Source organism: Cellulosimicrobium cellulans (genome assembly GCF_024124905.1).
Lineage (GTDB): Bacteria > Actinomycetota > Actinomycetes > Actinomycetales > Cellulomonadaceae > Cellulosimicrobium > Cellulosimicrobium cellulans_G.
This window is the reverse complement of record NZ_JAMXST010000003.1, coordinates 265,617-283,023: the sequence shown is the minus strand read 5'-3', so window position 1 is coordinate 283,023 and position 17,407 is coordinate 265,617. Positions and strand designations below refer to the sequence as shown.

17 protein-coding genes are annotated in these 17,407 nt (G+C 77.9%); 5 read left to right on the top strand and 12 right to left on the bottom strand.

Going from position 1 to position 17,407, the window contains the following annotated elements; genetic code table 11:
• Positions 1 to 76: 76 nt before the first annotated feature.
• Entirely contained in the window at positions 77 to 1,051 is a 975-nt protein-coding gene (locus NHH00_RS10015; protein WP_253051701.1) for a LacI family DNA-binding transcriptional regulator, read from the bottom strand.
• Between the two features lie 136 nt (positions 1,052 to 1,187).
• On the bottom strand, positions 1,188 to 1,706 hold the full coding sequence (locus tag NHH00_RS10010; protein ID WP_253051700.1) for a VanZ family protein: 519 nt from the start codon (positions 1,704 to 1,706) through the stop codon (positions 1,188 to 1,190).
• Between the two features lie 100 nt (positions 1,707 to 1,806).
• On the opposite strand from NHH00_RS10010, the gene NHH00_RS10005 reads away from it, so the two are divergent.
• The 3 genes from NHH00_RS10005 to NHH00_RS09995 all read left to right on the top strand — a co-directional run bounded on the left by NHH00_RS10005 (position 1,807) and on the right by NHH00_RS09995 (position 4,009).
• The gene (locus NHH00_RS10005) at positions 1,807 to 2,676 is read left to right on the top strand and encodes an MBL fold metallo-hydrolase (protein WP_253051699.1); all 870 of its coding nucleotides are present in this window, start codon (positions 1,807 to 1,809) and stop codon (positions 2,674 to 2,676) included.
• Between the two features lie 141 nt (positions 2,677 to 2,817).
• Positions 2,818 to 3,585, top strand: coding sequence for a methyltransferase domain-containing protein (locus NHH00_RS10000; RefSeq protein WP_253051698.1), 768 nt, complete (start codon positions 2,818 to 2,820; stop codon positions 3,583 to 3,585).
• Positions 3,586 to 3,628: 43 nt separating this feature from the next.
• Entirely contained in the window at positions 3,629 to 4,009 is a 381-nt protein-coding gene (locus tag NHH00_RS09995) for a VOC family protein (RefSeq protein WP_253051697.1), read from the top strand.
• Positions 4,010 to 4,021: 12 nt separating this feature from the next.
• Here the strand turns inward: NHH00_RS09995 and NHH00_RS09990 are convergent, their stop codons facing one another.
• Positions 4,022 to 4,681, bottom strand: coding sequence for a LysE/ArgO family amino acid transporter (locus NHH00_RS09990; RefSeq protein WP_253051696.1), 660 nt, complete (start codon positions 4,679 to 4,681; stop codon positions 4,022 to 4,024).
• Positions 4,682 to 4,751: 70 nt separating this feature from the next.
• Here NHH00_RS09990 and NHH00_RS09985 point away from each other — a divergent pair, with 70 nt between their 5' ends.
• The gene (locus NHH00_RS09985; protein ID WP_253051695.1) at positions 4,752 to 5,705 is read left to right on the top strand and encodes an ArgP/LysG family DNA-binding transcriptional regulator; all 954 of its coding nucleotides are present in this window, start codon (positions 4,752 to 4,754) and stop codon (positions 5,703 to 5,705) included.
• A 23-nt stretch (positions 5,706 to 5,728) separates the two neighbouring features.
• Here the strand turns inward: NHH00_RS09985 and NHH00_RS09980 are convergent, their stop codons facing one another.
• A complete protein-coding gene (locus NHH00_RS09980) occupies positions 5,729 to 6,748 on the bottom strand; it encodes an NAD(P)H-dependent flavin oxidoreductase (protein WP_253051694.1) in 1,020 nt (339 codons plus the stop codon).
• A gap of 162 nt (positions 6,749 to 6,910) precedes the next feature.
• Between NHH00_RS09980 and NHH00_RS09975 the strand changes: the two genes are divergently transcribed.
• Positions 6,911 to 7,708: a thioesterase family protein gene (locus NHH00_RS09975; protein WP_253051693.1), complete on the top strand. Its 798-nt coding sequence runs from the start codon at positions 6,911 to 6,913 to the stop codon at positions 7,706 to 7,708.
• Here NHH00_RS09975 and NHH00_RS09970 read toward each other — a convergent pair.
• Genes NHH00_RS09970 through NHH00_RS09935 form a run of 8 tightly spaced genes read right to left on the bottom strand, consistent with a single transcriptional unit; the run spans position 7,695 to position 17,406 of the window.
• Positions 7,695 to 9,008: a condensation domain-containing protein gene (locus NHH00_RS09970; protein WP_253051692.1), complete on the bottom strand. Its 1,314-nt coding sequence runs from the start codon at positions 9,006 to 9,008 to the stop codon at positions 7,695 to 7,697. The genes NHH00_RS09975 and NHH00_RS09970 overlap by 14 nt on opposite strands.
• A gap of 20 nt (positions 9,009 to 9,028) precedes the next feature.
• Positions 9,029 to 9,796, bottom strand: a complete 768-nt coding sequence (locus tag NHH00_RS09965) for a 4'-phosphopantetheinyl transferase family protein (protein ID WP_253051691.1) — start codon at positions 9,794 to 9,796, stop codon at positions 9,029 to 9,031.
• Complete coding sequence (locus tag NHH00_RS09960; RefSeq protein ID WP_253051690.1) at positions 9,793 to 10,545, bottom strand: HAD-IA family hydrolase; 753 nt, start codon at positions 10,543 to 10,545, stop codon at positions 9,793 to 9,795. Before NHH00_RS09960 ends, NHH00_RS09965 begins: the two co-directional genes overlap by 4 nt.
• Positions 10,542 to 12,698, bottom strand: coding sequence for a hypothetical protein (locus NHH00_RS09955; protein WP_253051689.1), 2,157 nt, complete (start codon positions 12,696 to 12,698; stop codon positions 10,542 to 10,544). Before NHH00_RS09955 ends, NHH00_RS09960 begins: the two co-directional genes overlap by 4 nt.
• The gene (locus NHH00_RS09950; RefSeq protein ID WP_253051688.1) at positions 12,695 to 14,503 is read right to left on the bottom strand and encodes an MATE family efflux transporter; all 1,809 of its coding nucleotides are present in this window, start codon (positions 14,501 to 14,503) and stop codon (positions 12,695 to 12,697) included. The genes NHH00_RS09955 and NHH00_RS09950 overlap by 4 nt, the downstream gene beginning before the upstream one ends.
• On the bottom strand, positions 14,487 to 15,644 hold the full coding sequence (locus NHH00_RS09945) for an acyl-CoA dehydrogenase family protein (protein ID WP_253051687.1): 1,158 nt from the start codon (positions 15,642 to 15,644) through the stop codon (positions 14,487 to 14,489). The genes NHH00_RS09950 and NHH00_RS09945 overlap by 17 nt, the downstream gene beginning before the upstream one ends.
• Positions 15,641 to 16,444 carry an acyl-CoA dehydrogenase family protein gene (locus NHH00_RS09940; protein ID WP_253051686.1) on the bottom strand — a complete coding sequence of 268 codons (804 nt, stop codon included), beginning with the start codon at positions 16,442 to 16,444 and terminating at the stop codon, positions 15,641 to 15,643. Before NHH00_RS09940 ends, NHH00_RS09945 begins: the two co-directional genes overlap by 4 nt.
• Positions 16,441 to 17,406: a hypothetical protein gene (locus NHH00_RS09935; RefSeq protein ID WP_253051685.1), complete on the bottom strand. Its 966-nt coding sequence runs from the start codon at positions 17,404 to 17,406 to the stop codon at positions 16,441 to 16,443. Before NHH00_RS09935 ends, NHH00_RS09940 begins: the two co-directional genes overlap by 4 nt.
• Between the last annotated feature and the right edge of the window lies 1 nt (position 17,407).

Below are 17,407 nucleotides of genomic sequence, written 5' to 3'. Positions count from 1 at the left end.
GGCGCGAGCCGACCCTACTGCGCGCGCCGCGGGCTCCGCGCCGACGACCGGATCCGACGTCTGCCCGCGGTTCCGCTCAGGCGCTCGTGCGGCGGACGACGACGGACGGGAACGTGCGCTCGTCGTCGCGCCGGCGGCGGTCCAGCAGGGCTGCCGTCGCCGCGGCCGCGATCCGCTCGACGGGATGGGTCGCGGTCGTCAGGCCCGGGCCGGCCTGCGCCGCGAAGGGCTGGTCGTCGAACCCGGTGACGGCGACGTCGTCGGGCACGCGGACGCCGTCCTCCGCGAGCGCGCGCATCGCGCCGACGGCGAGCGTGTCGCTCATCGCGACGAGCGCGTCGACGGCGGGCCAGCGCCGGCGGGCCTCGCGCGCCGCCTCCGCGCCCGCGAGGGACGTGAGGTCGGCGGCCACGACGCGGTGCGGGAGCCCGGCCGCGCGCACGACGGCGTCGTACGCCTCGACCGCGCGCCGTGCGCCGGGGAGCCAGCCGGGGCCGGTGAGCATGACGACGTCGCGCCGACCCTCGGCGAGCACGTGCTCGACCAGCGCGGCGATCCCCGCGGCGGCGTCGACGTCGTACGAGGGCACGCGCCCGTCGGCGGGGCCGATCGCCGCCACGCGGGAGAGCAGCGTGCGCGGCACGCTCGCGAGCACCTCGGCCGAGTAGTCGACGAGCAGCACGCCGCCCACGCCGGGGTCGCGCGCGAGGCGGGCCAGCTCGTCGCGCGGGTCGCGCCCGAGCCAGCGCAGCGCCACGCCGACGCCCTGGGTGTCGGCCGCGCGGCTGGCCGCCGCGACGACGCGCGCGACGTAGGGGTCGCCCAGCAGGTCGGCGGACGGCGACCCGACCGCGACCACGACGCGCTCGCCGCGCCCGCTCGCGAGCGACCGCGCACCGGGGTGCGGGACGTACCCGAGCTCCTCGACGGCGGCGAGGACGGCACGGCGCGCCGCGTCGGAGACGGGGCCCGTGCCGCGCACGACGCGCGAGGCCGTGGACCGCGAGACGCGGGCCGCCGCGGCGACGTCGTCGAGCGTGGTGGGCGGCATGGCGAGCTCCTGAGCGGTCCGGTCGGCGATGACGGGCGGCGCCCGGAGCACCACGCTAACCCGCGGAGGGCCGTCGGTGGAAGCGTTCCCACGGTCGTGTCGGAGCCCGGTCCGTCGTCGATCCCGGGATCGCTCCTCAGGACCGGCGCGCGGTGGGGACCGAGCCCGGGTTCGTCGCGCGCTCCCGGCGGGCCGCGAGCCGGAGCGCGACCACGGCGAGGACCGCGCCGAGCAGCGCCCCGATCGAGTTGGAGAGCCAGTCGTTCGTGTCGCACGACCGCCCGAGCGCCGGGACGAGCGCCTGGACCACCTCGACGAGCGCGGAGGCGACGACGCCGCCGAGGAGCGCGGCGAGGGGCCTGCCCAGCGCGACCGCGGCGAGCAGCACCGGCGGCACGAACAGCACCACGTTCGCGAGGAGCTCGACCCGACCCGGGGTCGGCAGCGACCAGCTCACGGTGCACACCGCGAAGAGCTCGCGGTCGACCGGCACGAGGGTCAGCAGGAGCACCGGGAGCAGCGAGACGCCGAACAGCACCCACGCGAGCGGTCGGCGGCCCGCCAGCCACGCGCCCACGAGCGGACCCGCCACGACGAGGACGAGGAGGGCGAGCGGCGACAGCCAGGGGTGCGCGACGAGGACGGTGGCGATCATGGCCGGCCAGTCTCGCAGGTGCCGGATGCCCTGGTGCGTCGGCGCCCGGGTGCCGGGTGACGGGCGACGCGTGTCGGCGGGTCACGGTAGACCTGTGCCCATGACGACGACGCCGTCCCCCGAGCCCCTCGCGCCCGACGCTCCAGCATCCCGCGAGGAGTGGTGGATCTGCCGCACGTGCGCGGTCGAGCACGCCGAGCGACCCGACGTGTGCGCCATCTGCGCGGACGAGCGCCAGTGGGTCCCCGCGACCGGGCAGGCGTGGACCACGCTCGCCGAGCTCGCCGCGGCCGGCGAGCGCCTCGTGCTGGAGGAGCTCGAGCCCGACCTGTTCGGCCTGTCGAGCGAGCCGAGCGTCGGCATCGGCCAGCAGGCCAAGATCGTGCGCACCCCGGCGGGCAACCTCCTGTGGGACCCGCCCGGCTACGTGGACGACGACGCCGTCGAGCAGGTGCGCGCGCTCGGCCCGGTCGTCGCGATCGCGGCGAGCCACCCCCACATGTTCGGCGTCCAGGTCGCGTGGAGCCGCGCCCTCGGTGGCGTCCCGGTGCTCGTCGCCGAGGCGGACGCGCACTGGGTCGCCCGCCCCGACCCGGTCATCGAGACCTGGACCGGCGAGCGTGAGCTGCTGCCCGGCGTCGTCCTGTCGCAGCCGGGCGGCCACTTCCCCGGGAGCGCCGTCGTGCACTGGGCGGCCGGCGCGGAGGGCCGGGGCGTGCTGCTGTCCGGCGACACGATCTTCGCCAACCCGGACCGGACGTCCGTCAGCTTCATGCGGTCCTACCCCAACCGCATCCCGCTGTCCGCCGCCGTCGTGCTGCGCGTCGCCGAGCACGTAGCGCGACGCCCGTTCGAGCGGCTGTACAACAACTTCGAGGGCGTCGTCCCCGCCGACGCGCGGCAGGTCGTGCTCCGCTCCGCGCAGCGGCACGCCGCCTGGGTCCGCGGCGACTTCGACCACCTCACCTGACCGGTCGCCGCCCGCGGGTCCGTCGACCAGGGTCATGGATCCGTGACCCCTTCGGCGACGGTTCGGCCCCTTCACGGTCTCCGTCCCGGATCCTGCCGTTCTGTCCCGCCGACGCCGCCGACGAGAGCCGAGAATCGTCGGATGACGGACATCTTCGAGGCCACCCGACCGGACGACTACCTGATGCGCCTGGCGGCGTCCGACCTCGGGCGCGACTACAAGGCGATGGTGACCGCGGGGCTCGCCCTGGCGGACGGCCACACCGTGGTCGACGTCGGGTGCGGCCCCGGTGCCGACCTCCTCGCCTTCAGCGCGGCGGTCGGCGCCGACGGGCTGGTCGTGGGGATCGACCACGACGTCGAAGCGGTCGAGGCGGCGCGCGAGCGCGTGGCGGGGACCCGCAACGTCACGGTACGGACGGGCGACGCCCACGAGCTCGACCTCGACACCGGGAGCGTCGACCGCGCCCACACGGACCGCGTGCTCCAGCACGTCGCGGACCCCGGCCGCGCCGTCGACGAGATCGCTCGCGTGCTCCGCCCGGGCGGGCGGGCCGTGCTCGCGGAGCCGGACTGGGGAACCCTCGCGATCGACGGGCCGGACCGCGCGACGACGCACGCGTACCAGGCGTACGTGGTCGAGGAGGTGGTACGCAACGCGTGGACGGGCCGGCAGCTCCCCGCGCTCGCCGCGCGTTCGGGGCTCTCGGTCCGCCGGGTCGTCCCGGTCACGGCCGTCTTCCGGGACGTCGGCGAGGCCGACGCCGTGCTGGGTCTCGGGCGCGTCGCCCGGCGCGCGCGGGAGGCCGGGTACCTCGACCCGGACGCGTACGAGCGCTGGGTCGCGCACCTCACGACCGCGGCGTTCTTCGCGTCGGTCACCCTGTTCGTCGTGGTCGCCGACCGCTGACCGAGGCCGCGTCCCTGTGGGTGGCCCGCGCGACGATGCCCGGATGAGCACCCACGCGCACGGCATCCACCACTCGATCGACTACGTCGAGCTCCCCGTGACCGACCTCGCGGCGGCGCAGGCGTTCTACGGCGCGGCCTTCGGCTGGGAGTTCGTCCCCTACGGCCCCGGGTACGCGGGGATCCGCACCGCCGCGGAGTCGGGTGCGGACGAGGCGGGCGGGCTGCGCCTGGCGGAGGCGGCCGACGTCTCGCGGGGCGGGCCGCTCGTGCTGCTGTTCTCCGCGGACCTCGACGCGACGCTCGCCGCCGTGCAGGGCGCGGGCGGCCAGGTGGTCGAGGGCCCGTACGCGTTCCCCGGCGGCCGACGGTTCCACTTCCTCGACCCGAGCGGCAACGAGCTGGGGGCCTGGGCGACGTCCTGAGGACGCGCCGCCTCAGCCACCGAGCAGGAGCGACACCCCGATCGTCGCCATGACGACGGCGATCGCGCCGTCGAGCACGCGCCACGCGCCGGGCCTGGCGAACACGGGTGCGAGCAGGCGTGCGCCGAAGCCGAGCGCGGTGAACCAGGCGATGCTCGCGACCATCGCGCCTGCCCCGAAGAGCCAGCGGGCGGCGTCGGGGTCGCCCGCTCCCCCGGCGTGCGCGGCGGCGTAGCCCGCTGCGAGCGACCCGAGGAGCAGCACGGTGTCGAGGTAGACGTGCGGGTTGAGCCACGTGAGGGCGAGCGACGTCCCGACGGCGGAGCGGGCGCTCGTCGCGCCGGCGCCCGACACCTCGCCGGACGCTGCGTCGAGACCGCCGGGTCGCAGGGCGCGGCGGGCGGCGAGGACCGCGAGCGTGAGGAGGAACGCGCCACCGCCCCACCGCACCGCGGTGAGCAGCGCGGGCGCGCCGGTCACGAGCGCGCCGAGCCCGGCCGTCCCGGCGGCGATGAGGACGAGGTCGGAGAGCGCACAGACGAGCACGACGGGCAGGACGTGCTCGCGGCGCAGGCCTTGGCGCAGGACGAACGCGTTCTGCGCCCCGATCGCGACGATGAGGGACAGCCCGGCGGCCAGACCGGCGGCGAGGGGCGAGAGAGCGGCGAGCACGCCCTCGACGGTAGGTACGCGGACCGATGAAGTACAGCGAAAGATTCTGCACTTCCCTAAGATCTGCTTCATGGTGGACCTCCAGCCCGACCAGCTCCGGACGCTCGACGCGATCGCCGCCGCCGGGACGTTCGAGGCCGCCGCCCAGCGGCTCGGGGTCACCCCGTCCGCCGTGAGCCAGCGCGTGCGCGCGCTCGAGTCGGCGGTGGGCCAGGTGCTCGTGCGGCGCGGGAAGCCCGCCGAGCTCACACCGCCGGGCCAGGTTCTCGTCCGGCACGCGCGCCACCTCGCGCTGCAGCAGGCGGACGTGCTCGCGGAGCTGGGGATCGGGTCCGCGGGGCGGCCGGACGACCCGGCCGACACCGACGATGCCGCCGTGCCGCTGCCCGAGGTCACGCTCGTCGTCTCCGGTGACGCCCTGACCACCTGGGCGCTGCCGGCGCTCGTCGAGGCGTCGGGGTGGGCCCGGCTCGAGGTGCTGCGCGAGGACGAGGAGCACTCGATCGGCCTGCTGCGCGACGGCACGGCCGTCGCGGCGGTGACGTCGGTCGCCGAGGCCGTCCCCGGCTGCCGCTCGACCCTGCTGGGCCGGATGCGCTACCGCCCCATGGCGAGCCCCGCGTTCGCCGCGCGCTGGTTCCCCGAGGGCCCGACCGCCGTCGCGCTCTCCCGCGCGCCCGTCCTCGCGTTCGACCGCAAGGACGACCTCCAGGAGCGCTACCTGCGGCTGCGCGCCCAGGAGGCGGTCGGGACAGCGGCGGGGGCAGTGATCGACCCGCCCCGCCACCACGTCCCCGCGTCGAACGAGTTCCGCCGCGCGATCGAGCTCGGCATGGGGTGGGGCATGCTCCCCGACCTCCAGAGCGCCCGGGCCGAGCGCGCGGGACGCCTCGTGGGCTTCGACGACGCCCGGGCGATGGACGTGCCGCAGCACTGGCAGCAGTGGCGGCTGCACTCCACGTCTCTCGACCGCCTGGCGACCGCCGTCGCGCGCGCGGCCCGCGCCGCGCTCGGCGACCCCTGAGGTCCGGCCGCCGACCCGTCCGCTCAGACGCCCGCGAGCGCCCGCACGACGTCGGCCGCCCGCCCGTCCGACGCGTTCCGGTAGCCGGTCCCCGCCCACAGGTGCAGGCGGTCGGCGTCGCCCGCCGCCGCGGCCGCCTGCCGCAGCCCCCGGGTCAGGTGGTGCACCGCGGGGTAGGCGACGGGTGCGCTCCCCCGGTGGCGCTCGACGAAGCCGTTGCGCAGCGCCCGGGCCGGCCGGCCGGTGAACGCCCGGGTCAGGACCGTCTCGGTGAAGGCGGGGTCGGCGAGGGCGCGACGGTAGGTGGGCGACGTGCCCGCCTCGTCGGTCCGCAGCAGCAGCGTGCCCACGGCCACGGCCTGCGCCCCGGCGTCGAGGAGCGCACGCGCCGCCCCGGGTCCGTCGACGCCACCGGCGGCCACGACCGGCAGGTCCACCTCGCGCCGCACCCGCCGGACGAGCTCGGTCGTCGCGACGGGCTCCGGGTCCCGGCCGGGGTCGTGGACGGCGCTGTGGCCGCCCGCGTCGGAGCCCTGGACCACGAGCCCGTCGACTCCGACGTCGCGCGCGAGCCTCGCCTCGGAGGGAGCGGTGACGCTGGCGAGCACCCGGGTCCCGACGGCGCGGAGGGCGGCGACCGCGGCCCGGTCGGGCAGCCCGAACGTCAGGGACACCACCGGCACCGGCCGCGCGAGCAGGAGCGCGAGCTTCTCCTCCCAGCGGTCGTCGTCGGCGACGGGCGTCGGGTCGAGCACGACCCCGAGCGCGTCCGCCTCCGGCGCGAGCTCGGCGGCGTAGGCGGCGAGCGCGTCCGGGTCGACGACGTCGCGCGACGGCACGAACAGGTTGACCCCGAAGGCGTGCCCCGTGGCGCGGAGCGGCTCGATCTGGGCCGCCAGCGCCTCGGGCGTCGTGTAGCCACCGGCGAGGAACGGGAACCCTCCGGCGGACGCGACGGCGGTCGACAGCGCCACCGTCGTCGGGCCGCCGGCCATCGGCGCGGCGACGATCGGGAGCGGGGAGTCGAGGATCGGCGCGCTCATGGTCGGATCCTCTCAGGTCGACGGAACGGCTCGACCTCGCCCCCGTGGTCGCCTCTCGGACGTGTCGGTGCCGCCGACGGGCACCGGCCACCGTCGCACCGGGGCACACTCGTGGGGTCACCCGCTCGCAGAGCCGAGCGACCACCCCCACCGAGGAGCACGATGGCGTACTTCTTCCGCACCGGCCCGACGACGTTCCGCGCGAGCCCGCACGTCGGCGGGGCGTGGCGCACCGACGAGCAGCACGTGGCGCCCGCGCTCGGGCTGCTCGCGCACGTCGTCGAGACCGACCGCGTCGCCCGGGGGCGCGACGACCTCGCGGCGTCTCGCCTCGCCTACGACATCTGGGGCGTGTTCCCGATCGGCGACGTGGAGACTCGGGTCCGCGTGGTGCGCCCAGGGCGGGGCGTGGAGCTCGTCGAGGCGACGCTCTGGTGCGCGGGGCGCTGCGCCGTCTCGCTCCGGGCGTGGCTCGTGCGGACGGGCGACACCGCCGACCTCGCCGGCGGGGCGCCGGACCCGGTACCCGGCCCGGACGAGACGGCGGAGTGGGACCCCGCGACCGTCTGGCCCGGCGGCTTCATCGACTCCGTCGAGGTCCGCCGCACCGCGGTCGAGCCGGGCCGCGCGACGGTCTGGGTGCGCACCGACGTCCCGCTCGTCGCCGACGAGGAGGTGGGGCCGCTCGCGCGCACCGCAGCGCTGCTCGACGCCGCCAACGGCATGGCCGTGCGCGCGGACCCGCGGGAGGTCGCCTTCCCCAACGTCGACCTCACGGCCCACCTCTTCCGCGCGCCGCTGGGCGGCTGGGTCGGCCTGGACACCTCGGTCGTCTTCGGCCCCACAGGTTCCGGTGTCACGCACAGCACGCTCCACGACGTGGACGGGCCGTTCGGGACGCTCGCGCAGGCCCTCGTCGTCCGCGCGCTCGCCGCGCCGGGCGGCGCTACCGGCGCGTGACCGTCCCGCCGGGGCTCCCCGCGCGCGACGCATCGAGCACGCAGCGCTCGACGTCGCGCACGACCTGCTCCGCCGTCGCGTCGTCCACGCGCGTCGTGTCGGCGGTGAGGACGACGTCGATGCCCCCGCCCGGGGCGTCGACGAGGTGCAGCGTGAGGGTGACGCCGCCCTGCTCGTCGGACGTGTCGGCGCGCGCGAGCCGCCGCGACGGCGTGGGGCGGGCGCGCAGGGTCCGGTCGGGTCCGGTGCCGCGGCGGTCGTTGTACCAGCAGGTGCCGTCGTGGGCGGTCGACGGGTCGGCCGCGGCCTCTGCCTGGAGCCGGTCCTTGTCGTAGTACGCCGACCGGTACGCCGTCATCGCCGCGCGCCAGACCCGCGCGCCCACCTCGTCGAACGGCGCGTCGAGACGGTCGACGTGCACCAGGCCCTCCATCGCCGTCGTCACGACGGCCGTCGCGAGCTCCCGGCGGAAGCGGTTGCTCACCATGACCTGCAGCGCAAGGTCGTCCCGGCCCGCGGCGGCGGCGAGCGCCTGGCACGACGCCGCGAGCAGGACGCCGGACGCGCTCGTGCGCCAGCGCGCCGCCACCCGCTCGGCCGCAGGCCCCAGGCGTCGCGACCGCAGGACCGTCTGCCGGTACCGCGGCCCCCCGTCGAGGGCCTCGGCGGGGCGCGGCGCGAAGACCTGCGTCGGGGCCGCGCGCATGGTGCGCAGGGTGCGTGCGCGCGCGGCGGCGTCGTGCCGCCGACCCTCGTCCGAGGTCTGCCAGGCCGCCTCGTCGAGCGGCGTCCACGCCGCGACGTCCGGCAGCGTGGCCCCCGCCGCGAGCGCCGTGAGGTCGCCGTCGAGCACGGGCAGCCCCCAGCCGTCGAGCGCGGTGTGCGCGACGACGAGCACGGTGTGGTGCACCGCGCCGTCCACCGTCACGAGACCGACCCGCACGGGCAGCTCGGCCGGGTAGTCGAACGCGCGGCCCCAGAGCTCGTCGCGCAGCCGCGCGCCGTGCGCGGCGACGTCCGCCACGTCGGGCACGCGCTCCTCGACGACCTCGACCGTCCCGACCCCGCACAGCTCCTGGACGTAACCGTCCCCGCTCGGGTGGATCCGCGTGCGCAGCGAGTCGTGCCGCTCCACGAGCCCGCGCACGACGGCGGTCGCGGCCTCGGTCGGCACGGGCGCGTCGAGCGGGCCGCCCCACACGAGGTTGAACTGGTGGTCCAGCGGCTCCAGGGCGGCGAGCGCCCGCCGGATCGCCGTCTGGCCCCACGTCGCGGGTCCCGCGCCCGCTCGCCCGTTCACCTCGACACGGTGCACGACCCTCACCCCGCACCTCCCACGCCCGGACGCAGCGGGGGCGACGGATGCTCCGCGCCCCGGACCCGGGTACGGAGGGCGTGCGGCCGCGGCCCCGGCGTCGCGCACGCCGCGACGGCGTCCCCGGGTGCCGCCACGTCGCTCACCCACCACTCCTGCCCGCGCCACGGGCCGCGGTCGGCCCGGACGAGACCGGGGGCGCGGACGTCGAGCCCGAGCACGTCGAGCAGTCGCCCGCCGACCGCCTTGGCGCACGCCTCCAGCCGGGAGAACCGGCGCCACGGGTCCCCGTCCGCGTCCGACCGCGCGTCCCCCGGCACCAGGAACCGCGCGGCGAGGCGGTGGACGTCGACGCGCGGGTCGCGCACCTGCACGTCGACGCCCACGTCCGTCCCGGCGAGCGCCACGAGCGCGTGGTCGCCGCTGCGGCTGAGGTTCCAGCGCTGCCCGACGACGGGGCCCGGCTTCCCGTGCGGCCCCACCTCCCAGCGCACGTCCGCGGGCGACAGGCCCGTACGCGCCGCAAGGATCTCGCGCGCGGCGACGTGCGCGCGCACGTACCGCGCGGCGTCGGCGGGCGAGGCGAGGCGACGAGCACGGTCACGCTCCACCACGTCCAGCACCCAGGCGTCGAGCACGACGTCACCCGCCGTCGAGCACGACCTGGCGGTCGGAATGGAGCCCAGAACGACACTCGTGTCGTGCTCGGCGGGGGGCGGGGTCGTGGTGACGAACCACAGCTCGACCTCCGGCTCGGGATCGACCGCGCTCATGCGACGAACTCCGGCAGGCCGTCGTCGAGCGCTCCCTCGGCCGCGCTCCCGAACGCGCCCGTGCCGCGCGTCGTCACGACGACCTCCACCCGGCGGTCGACCGCGCGCGCGACGACCGGGCGTAGGTCCGCGACGCCGTGGTGCGCGCCGGGGACGTCGTCCGGGCCGACGGCGAGCACCGTCGCCGTCGCGCCCCGGCCGGCGGCGACCCCCGCGGCGGAGTCCTCGAGGACGAGACAGCGCCGCGGGTCGACGCCGAGCAGCCGCGCCCCCGCGAGGAAGCCCTCCGGGTCGGGCTTGCCCCGCTCCACGTCCTCCGCGCACACGAACCGCGCCGGCACGGGCAGCCCGGCGGCGGTCAGGCGCGCGAGCGCGACCTCGCGCGCCGCCGACGTCACGACCGTCCAGGCGCGCGGGTCCAGGCCGTCCAGCAGGTCCGCCGCGCCGGGCACCGCGACGACCCCCTCGGTGTCGTCGCACGAGATGCGGTGCAGCCACTCGACCTCGCGCGCGACGTCGGCACCCGGCGCCACGAGGCGGACCACCTCGACGTCGCGGCGGCCGTGCGACGCCGCGACCACCGCGTCGCCGTCGAGCCCGAGCCGGGCCGCCCACGCGAGCGTGTGCCGCTCGATCGCGGCCGAGGAGTCGACGAGCGTCCCGTCGAGGTCGAGCAGCAGGGCAGCGCCGCGCCACGCCCACACGCCGGTCGACGCGGGCGCCGACGCACCGGTCGGGGCCGCGTTCACAGCAGCTCCACCGCGCGCGCGAGCCGCGCCTCCGCATGGAGGTCGGCGTACCGCTGCGCGAGCCCGGGCATGTGCTGCAGCCCCAGCGTGGCCGGGCTCGGCCGGCCCGGTGCGTCACCGTCCGCGCGCGCGACGACCGGCAGCACGTGCGCGGCGTCGGCGTCGACGAGCGCCACCAGGACGTCCGCCACGGTGAGGTGCGCCGCATCGGCATCGGTGAGCGTCACCAGTGCCTCCGCCACGGTGCCGTGCGCGGCGGGGGACAGGGGCGCCGTCGTGCGGTGCGGCTCGCGCGTCGTCGCGCCCGGCGGTGCGAGGACCGCCCTGCGCGCCACCCACAGCCCGCGCGAGACGTGACGCCCGCCGGGTTCGACGCCGAGGAGCCCGCGCGGCTCGACGTGCTCGCACGCGAGGATCTCGACGACGGCCCGGCCGCCCGGGCCGTCCGCGCCGTCGGGCGCCTCGCGTGCCTCGCGTGCGTCAGGCGCATCAGACGCCTCGGGTGCCAGGGGTGGCGCGGGACGGTCGGACGGGCCGGAGGGCGTCCCGCCCCCGCCCGCGGCGCCGTCGGCCCCGGCGGCACGGTCCTCGCCGGTCCCGGCGACACGGTCCTCGCCGGTCCCGGCGACCCGGTGCTCGGCGGCGCCGTCGAGGTCGACCTGCGCGGTCAGGCGCCGCACCGCGTCCTCGGCGCGCGCGCCGCACGCCGCGCAGTCGTGCACGACGACGCGCACCGGCACCGCCGGACCCGCCGCCCGGCACACGACCTCGGCGTCGCGCTCCCCGAGGAGCCGAGCGGCGGCAAGCACGGCCCGGTCGACCGCGACCCCCACCGCGCCGTCGCGCACCCCCACCCCGCCAGCGGGTGCCGAACCCGGGGTTGTGGGCGACCCCGGCGCCGAACCCGCCCGTAACCCCGGGTTCGACGGGGTGCCGGTCCATGACGAGCCCGTGAGCAGCGCGTCGAGGGCGAAGGCGACGAGCTCGTCGACCAGGTGTTCCGGGCGGTCGGCGGGGAGGAGGCCGGAGAGCACCCACGTCCGGACCGCGGCGGCCCGGTGCGCCGAGGCGTCGGGACCGGCCGGCGGCGGCCAGTCCGTGCGGGCGACGTCGTGGCCCAGCAGCCAGCACGCCGCGCCGAGCTCGACGAGCGCGTCGCGCGAGACCCGGCCGAGCGCCGGGGAGGCGCCCGCGACGAGCGCCGTCACGTCGTGCGCGACGGCCGCCGGGTCGACGCCGAGCCACCACGACCACGCGTCCCAGCCCCAGCCGAACGGGTGCTCGAGCGGTTCGCCGGTGCCCGGACGGAGCACGCGCAGCGTGCAGCGGGAGCGTTCGAGCGTGACCGCGACCGGCCGGAGGGTCGCCGGTGAGCGCGACGGCTCGCGGTCGAGGCCGGGCCGGTCCCACGCGTCCGGGTCGACGGCGTCGCCCGCCGGGACGGTCGCGTGCCGGGCCCCGTGCGCGTCGTTGCCCGCGAGGCTCGGGCCGTCGCCGTGCTCCAGCAGGTGCGGCAGCGTCGCGACGACGGGGTAGCCCTCGCGCGCGCAGAAGGTCACGACGGCCTCGTCGTCGTCGCGCTCGTCGTCGGGCAGCGTCGCGAGGTGCGCGGCGAGGCGCAGCGCGCCGTCCGCGGGGAGGACGAGTCCGAGCGTGGGCACCCACTCGTCGTGCCCGAGCGGCGCCCACGCCTGCCCGGCGACGGCCGCGGCGCGCACGAGGTAGGCGTTGCGCGGGCTGTTCCAGTTCGAGTAGAGCGCGACGGCGTGCCGGTCCCGCGCGCGCACGGCCCGCAGCACGAGCTCGGCGAACCCGGGGACCGGGGCGACGTCGTCCTGGAGCACGAGGTGGTGCGTCGCACCGGGCGCCACGGCGGCCCACGCGCGCTTCGCGGTGCGCAGCGGGCTGGGCGGGCCGTCCGGCTCGGGGTCCTCGACGACCCGCACGTCGAGCGGCGCGCACGCCGCGACCAGGTCCGACACGTCGCCCCGCGCCGGGTGGTGCATGACGACGACGCTGAGCACGGGCTCCGGTGCCTCCGAGCCCGGACCGGCCGCCGCACGCGGGGCCGCGCCCGTTCCCGGCACGTCGCGGACCGGTGCGGTGCGGTCCGGCGCGTCCTGGACAGGCGGCGTCGTCCCCCGCGCGGTCACGACGCGACCTCCACGGCCGCGCCGGCCTGCTCGGCCGGCTCGGCCGTCGCGCGCCGCCGGACCAGGCGCACCGCGACGGGAAGCATGACGACGAGGCCGACGACGTTCGTCACCGCGATCGTCGCGTACAGCGCGGCCGGTCCCCCGCCCGCGCGCGCGAGGACGCCGCCGACGCCGAGCGAGACGGCGTGGTAGAGCACGTTGAGGGTCACGGCGACGCGCCCGTACCCGAGCTGTTCGAGCAGGGTCAGGAGGAAGAGCACGAGCCCGACGCCCGCGTACGACGGGCCGACGACCCGCAGGTAGAGCGCCGCCTGCGCGGCGACGTCCGGGTCCGCGGAGAGCCGGCCCGCGACGAACGGCGCGGTCAGGAGGACGAGCGCCCCCACGACCACGTACACGCCCGCGACGACGACCGTGCCCGCGCGCAGCGTGCGCGGCAGCAGCCGGAGCTCGCCCGCGCCCCACTGCTGGTTCATGACGATGCTCACCGCCGCGGCGAGCCCGATCGCCGGCACGATCACGAGCGTCTGGACCGTCGCGGCACCGCCGAACCCCGCGACGACGTCCGTGCCCGACGGCCCGAGGACCCACACCATGACGAGGTTCGTCACCGTGAGGAGCAGGTAGGACAGGCCGACCGGCAGGCCGACGCCGAGGAGCAGCCCGCGCACGTCGACCCGCTCGTCTCCCGCTCCCTCAGGAGGAACGGCCGGCATCGTCGGCTCGGCGGCCGGCGGGATGGAGAGCGGGTCGGACGGCGCAGCGCCCGGCGGGGCGGACGGCACAGCGTCCACCGGGGCGGACGGTGCCGCGACCGAGGCCGGCGCCGCGGAGGACTGGGTCGGAGGCGGAGGTGGGGTCGGCGTCGTCCACGAGCCGGCGGGCAGCGCCCGGAGCACCCGTCGCCACCACGCGGCCACCCGCTGCGGCGCCGGGTGGTGGCGCAGGGCGAGCACGCGGCGCAGGCCGGGGACGTGACCCGGCCGCGGGAGGAGGCGGGCGCGCACGAGGAGCGCCCAGGCGACGCAGGCGCCGACGAGCGTGGAGCCCGTGATCGCGACCGGGACCGCGAGCACGCCGAACCCGCCCACGAGCCCGACGAGCCACACGACGAGCACCTGGAGCCCCGCGACGAGCAGCGCCACGGTCGCCGACGCCCCGGTGCGCGCCCACCCGCGCAGCGCGGCGGCCGCGACCGCCGTCGGGACGGACAGCACGCTCGCGACCACGGTCCAGCGGGCGAACGCGACGAACTCGGCGACGAGCGGCGCGGGCACGGACAGCACGTCGGCGAGCGCCGGCGCGGCCAGGACCACCAGCAGGGCGACCCCGCCGAGCACGGCCGCACCCGCCGCCACGAACCGCCCCAGCAGCGCCGCGGTGGCCGACGTCGGGACGACGGCCGCGCCGCCGTCCTCTCCCGCGCCGGCCCCGCCGCCGTCCTCGGCGTCGGACCCCTCGCCCCGGCCCCGGGACCCGTGCAGGCGCGCGAAGCCGACCTGGGTCGAGACGTCGAGGCCCTCCTGGACGGCGAGGACGAGGAACGTCACGGGGATGAAGAGCGACCGGACGTAGAGCGCGTCGTCGCCCATGTGCCCCAGCAGCGCGGCGATGACGAGCTGTGCGAGCGCCCCCACGACCAGGGCCGCGCAGATCGGGGCGGCGAGGCGGACGACGCGACGGCGCAGTGCCCCGACCGTCGGCCCCGCGGACGGTGGCGGCGCCACGGGCGGCAGCGCCTCCGGTCGCGGCGAGGCGGTCGCGACCGGGGTCGCGGCCGCCTCCCTAGACGAGCTCGGCATGCCGTGCCCTGCCCTGCAACCAGCCCTGCGCGAGGGTGAGCCGCTGCACGGTCCGCGTGCCCTCCATCATCTCCAGGCCGGGCACGTCGCGGACCAGCTTGTCGAGGTACGGGTGCTCCCACCGCGCACCCGGGCCGAGCAGCGGCGGCACCGCGTGCGTGACCTCCTCGGCGAGGTCGAGGGCGGTGGCCTTGGCCGCCGCCGGCAGCGTCCCGTCCGCGGGGTCGGCGTCGGCGGCACGCGCGGCCTGGAGCACGAGAGCGCGCGCGGCGTGGAGCCGGTCGTCGAAGGTCTCCAGGCGCCACCGCTCGTCGGCGGTGAACGACGACCGCTCGGCGCGCACGTGGTCGAGCGCCGCCTGCGTGACGCCCACGGCGAGCGACGCGACGACGGGGCGCAGCCGGTTGAAGGTGCGCACGGCCCCGAGGAGACCGCGGCGCGACGGCGACAGGTGCCGCCCGAGCGTGTCCTGGGCGAGCAGCGGCACGTCGTGCAGCCGCACCTCGCCGAGCTGCACGGCGCGCATCCCGGTCGTCACGAGCGGCGCGGCGTCGAAGCCCGGCCGGTCGGTGTCGACCAGGTAGACGCCGACGCCCAGCGGGCCCGGGCGGTGCCGGGCGAACACGACGCCGAGGCTCGCGCGCGCCACGTTGCCCACGTACTTCTTGTGGCCCCGCAGCACGGGAGCGCCGTCGGCCTCGGCGACCGCGGTCTCCAGCGCCGCCGCGTCCGAGCCGCGTTCGGGCTCGGTGAGGCCGAAGAACGTCCACGTGCCCGGCTGCGCCACGCGACGGTAGAAGCGGTCGCGCTGCTCGTCGTCCGCGAGATCGTCCACGACGACCCCGGACATGGACGGCCCCGGCGCCCCGACGACGACGGACGCGTCGCCCCACGCGAGCGCCTCGGCCACGACCACGCGCTCCACGCACGTGCGCACGTGCACCGGCACGCCCCGCACACGCAGCGGGTCGTCGAGGTAGCCGGGCGGGAACCCGCCGAGCTGCCGGTACGGCAGGGCGCCGGAGTCCAGGAGCACCTGGAGCGCGGCGGGGTCGGCGTCGATCGCGAGGGCGTGCTCGCGGAGCGCGGCGCCCACGGGCCGCAGGTGGTCGCGCAGCGCGACGAGGTCGACGGTGCTCATGCGTCCTGGCCCTCCCGGCCGTGAGGTGTCTCGGTGTCGCGGCCCGGCAGCGTCCCGCTCGCGTGGCCGAGCAGGTCGATCGTGCGCGCGAGCCGCGCGGCGTCGCCGTCGACGTACCCCGCCGCGCCGAACAGGTTGTGGACGGCGCGCGACGAGCGGTCGAGGACCGCGGTGACGCGCGCGAGCGACGTCCCGGAGACCGCGGGCCCGCGGTCGGGCGACCCGGCGGCGGCGTCCCCCGCCGCGACCCCGCCCAGGAGCGCCTGCGCCTCGAGGTGCGCGAGCGCCGCGTCCGCGAGCACGAGGCGGACGGGCGGCAGGTTCACCGTCGCCGTACCGCCGACCGTGCGGCCCCGCAGCCGCTCCACGGCCCGGTCCGTCAGGCGCTCGCACAGCCCGGTCCGAACCCACGCGACCCCGACCCGCCAGGCGGCGTCGGCCGCGCGGGCCGCGGCGCCCCCGTCGGTGGCGGGTGCGGCAGGTCCGGGTTCCCTGGCTGCGGGCGCGGCCGACCCGGGTGCCACGGCGGCGCGGGGCGCCCGCCACACGCGCAGCGTGCCGACGTCCGACGCCACCTCGCCGACCCGCGCCCACCCGTCCGGCGGCGGGACGTCGTCGGGCAGCAGGACGCACTCGCCCGGCAGCGCCGCGACGGGCAGCAGACCCCCGAGCGCGGTGAGCGCCGCGACCGCGCCACGTTCGCGCGCGACGGCGCGGAGGTCGGCGGGGCCGTCCACGGTGCCCTCCTCGGGCAGCACGCCCGCCCCGACAGGGGCGGGGGCGACGACGTCCGTGCTCATGCGAGCACCGCCTCTCGGGACAGGTCGTCGACGTCCGGGGACGCCTCGACGGGACGCGGGCCGAGGACGAGGGAGCAGCGGTACCCCAGCTCGAGGCACCGCTCGTGCAGCGCGACCGGCGCGTCAGAGACGTCGTCGCACGCGGCGAGGACCTCCCAGACGCCCGTCGCCGCCGCGCCCGGGTCGGCGCGCAGCACGACGCCGTCGAGATCGGGTACGTCGCCCGGGTCCATGTCGACGCCGAGCACGACGCGCCGGGCGCCCGGTGCCGGGGCGCTCTCCCCGGCCGACGCGGGAGCACCGTCGCGGGGCGACTCCGCCGCGTCCGGCCGGGGGCCGCGCGGTGCCCGCGCGACCGACAGCGCCTCGACCGGCCGGCCCGCGCCGCCGTGGCCCACGACGAGCGCGACGACCCGGTCGCGCGCGGGGACACGCGTCGCCGTCGGGGGCAGCGTGCACTGCTCCAGGACGAGGACCAGGGCGTCGCCCCCGAGCCCGGTGCCCGTGGGGCCGCCGTGCGCGAGCTCCTCGTGCGCGAGGCGCAGGGCCGTGAACGGTCCGGCCAGCCCTTGCTCGGTCACGCAGAACGTGTACGGCCGGTCGTCGAACAGGTCGGCGACGAACCCGCCGAGCAGGCGCTCGTGCTGCAGGTCCGGGGTGGTGACGACGAGGACGACGAGGCGCACGTCCTCGAGCAGGCCCCGGTCGCCCAGCGCGGCGCGCGCCGCGCGGATCATCGTCGGGTAGTCCCGCCCCGGGCCGCTCTCGAGCCAGTCGGTCGGCTGGTCCTCGCCGTACACGTACCGCAGGTCCTCGGCGACCGACCGGCGCGTCCCGTCCCCGACCGGGACGAGGTCGTCGACCGGGACGTCCACGACGCCGCGCACGCGCAGGGCGGCGCCGCCGGGTCCCGTCCAGGACGCCGGGCCGGACGACGACCCGCTGCTGCCCCCGAGCGACACG

Bases quoted from the DNA above. Each gene is read 5' to 3' on its own strand.
- NHH00_RS10015 (WP_253051701.1), bottom strand. From the start codon at position 1,051: ATGCCGCCCACCACGCTCGACGACGTCGCCGCGGCGGCCCGCGTCTCG.
- NHH00_RS10010 (WP_253051700.1), bottom strand. From the start codon at position 1,706: ATGATCGCCACCGTCCTCGTCGCGCACCCCTGGCTGTCGCCGCTCGCC.
- NHH00_RS10005 (WP_253051699.1), top strand. From the start codon at position 1,807: ATGACGACGACGCCGTCCCCCGAGCCCCTCGCGCCCGACGCTCCAGCA.
- NHH00_RS10000 (WP_253051698.1), top strand. From the start codon at position 2,818: ATGACGGACATCTTCGAGGCCACCCGACCGGACGACTACCTGATGCGC.
- NHH00_RS09995 (WP_253051697.1), top strand. From the start codon at position 3,629: ATGAGCACCCACGCGCACGGCATCCACCACTCGATCGACTACGTCGAG.
- NHH00_RS09985 (WP_253051695.1), top strand. From the start codon at position 4,752: ATGGTGGACCTCCAGCCCGACCAGCTCCGGACGCTCGACGCGATCGCC.
- NHH00_RS09980 (WP_253051694.1), bottom strand. From the start codon at position 6,748: ATGAGCGCGCCGATCCTCGACTCCCCGCTCCCGATCGTCGCCGCGCCG.
- NHH00_RS09975 (WP_253051693.1), top strand. From the start codon at position 6,911: ATGGCGTACTTCTTCCGCACCGGCCCGACGACGTTCCGCGCGAGCCCG.
- NHH00_RS09965 (WP_253051691.1), bottom strand. From the start codon at position 9,796: ATGAGCGCGGTCGATCCCGAGCCGGAGGTCGAGCTGTGGTTCGTCACC.
- NHH00_RS09950 (WP_253051688.1), bottom strand. From the start codon at position 14,503: ATGCCGAGCTCGTCTAGGGAGGCGGCCGCGACCCCGGTCGCGACCGCC.
- NHH00_RS09945 (WP_253051687.1), bottom strand. From the start codon at position 15,644: ATGAGCACCGTCGACCTCGTCGCGCTGCGCGACCACCTGCGGCCCGTG.
- NHH00_RS09940 (WP_253051686.1), bottom strand. From the start codon at position 16,444: ATGAGCACGGACGTCGTCGCCCCCGCCCCTGTCGGGGCGGGCGTGCTG.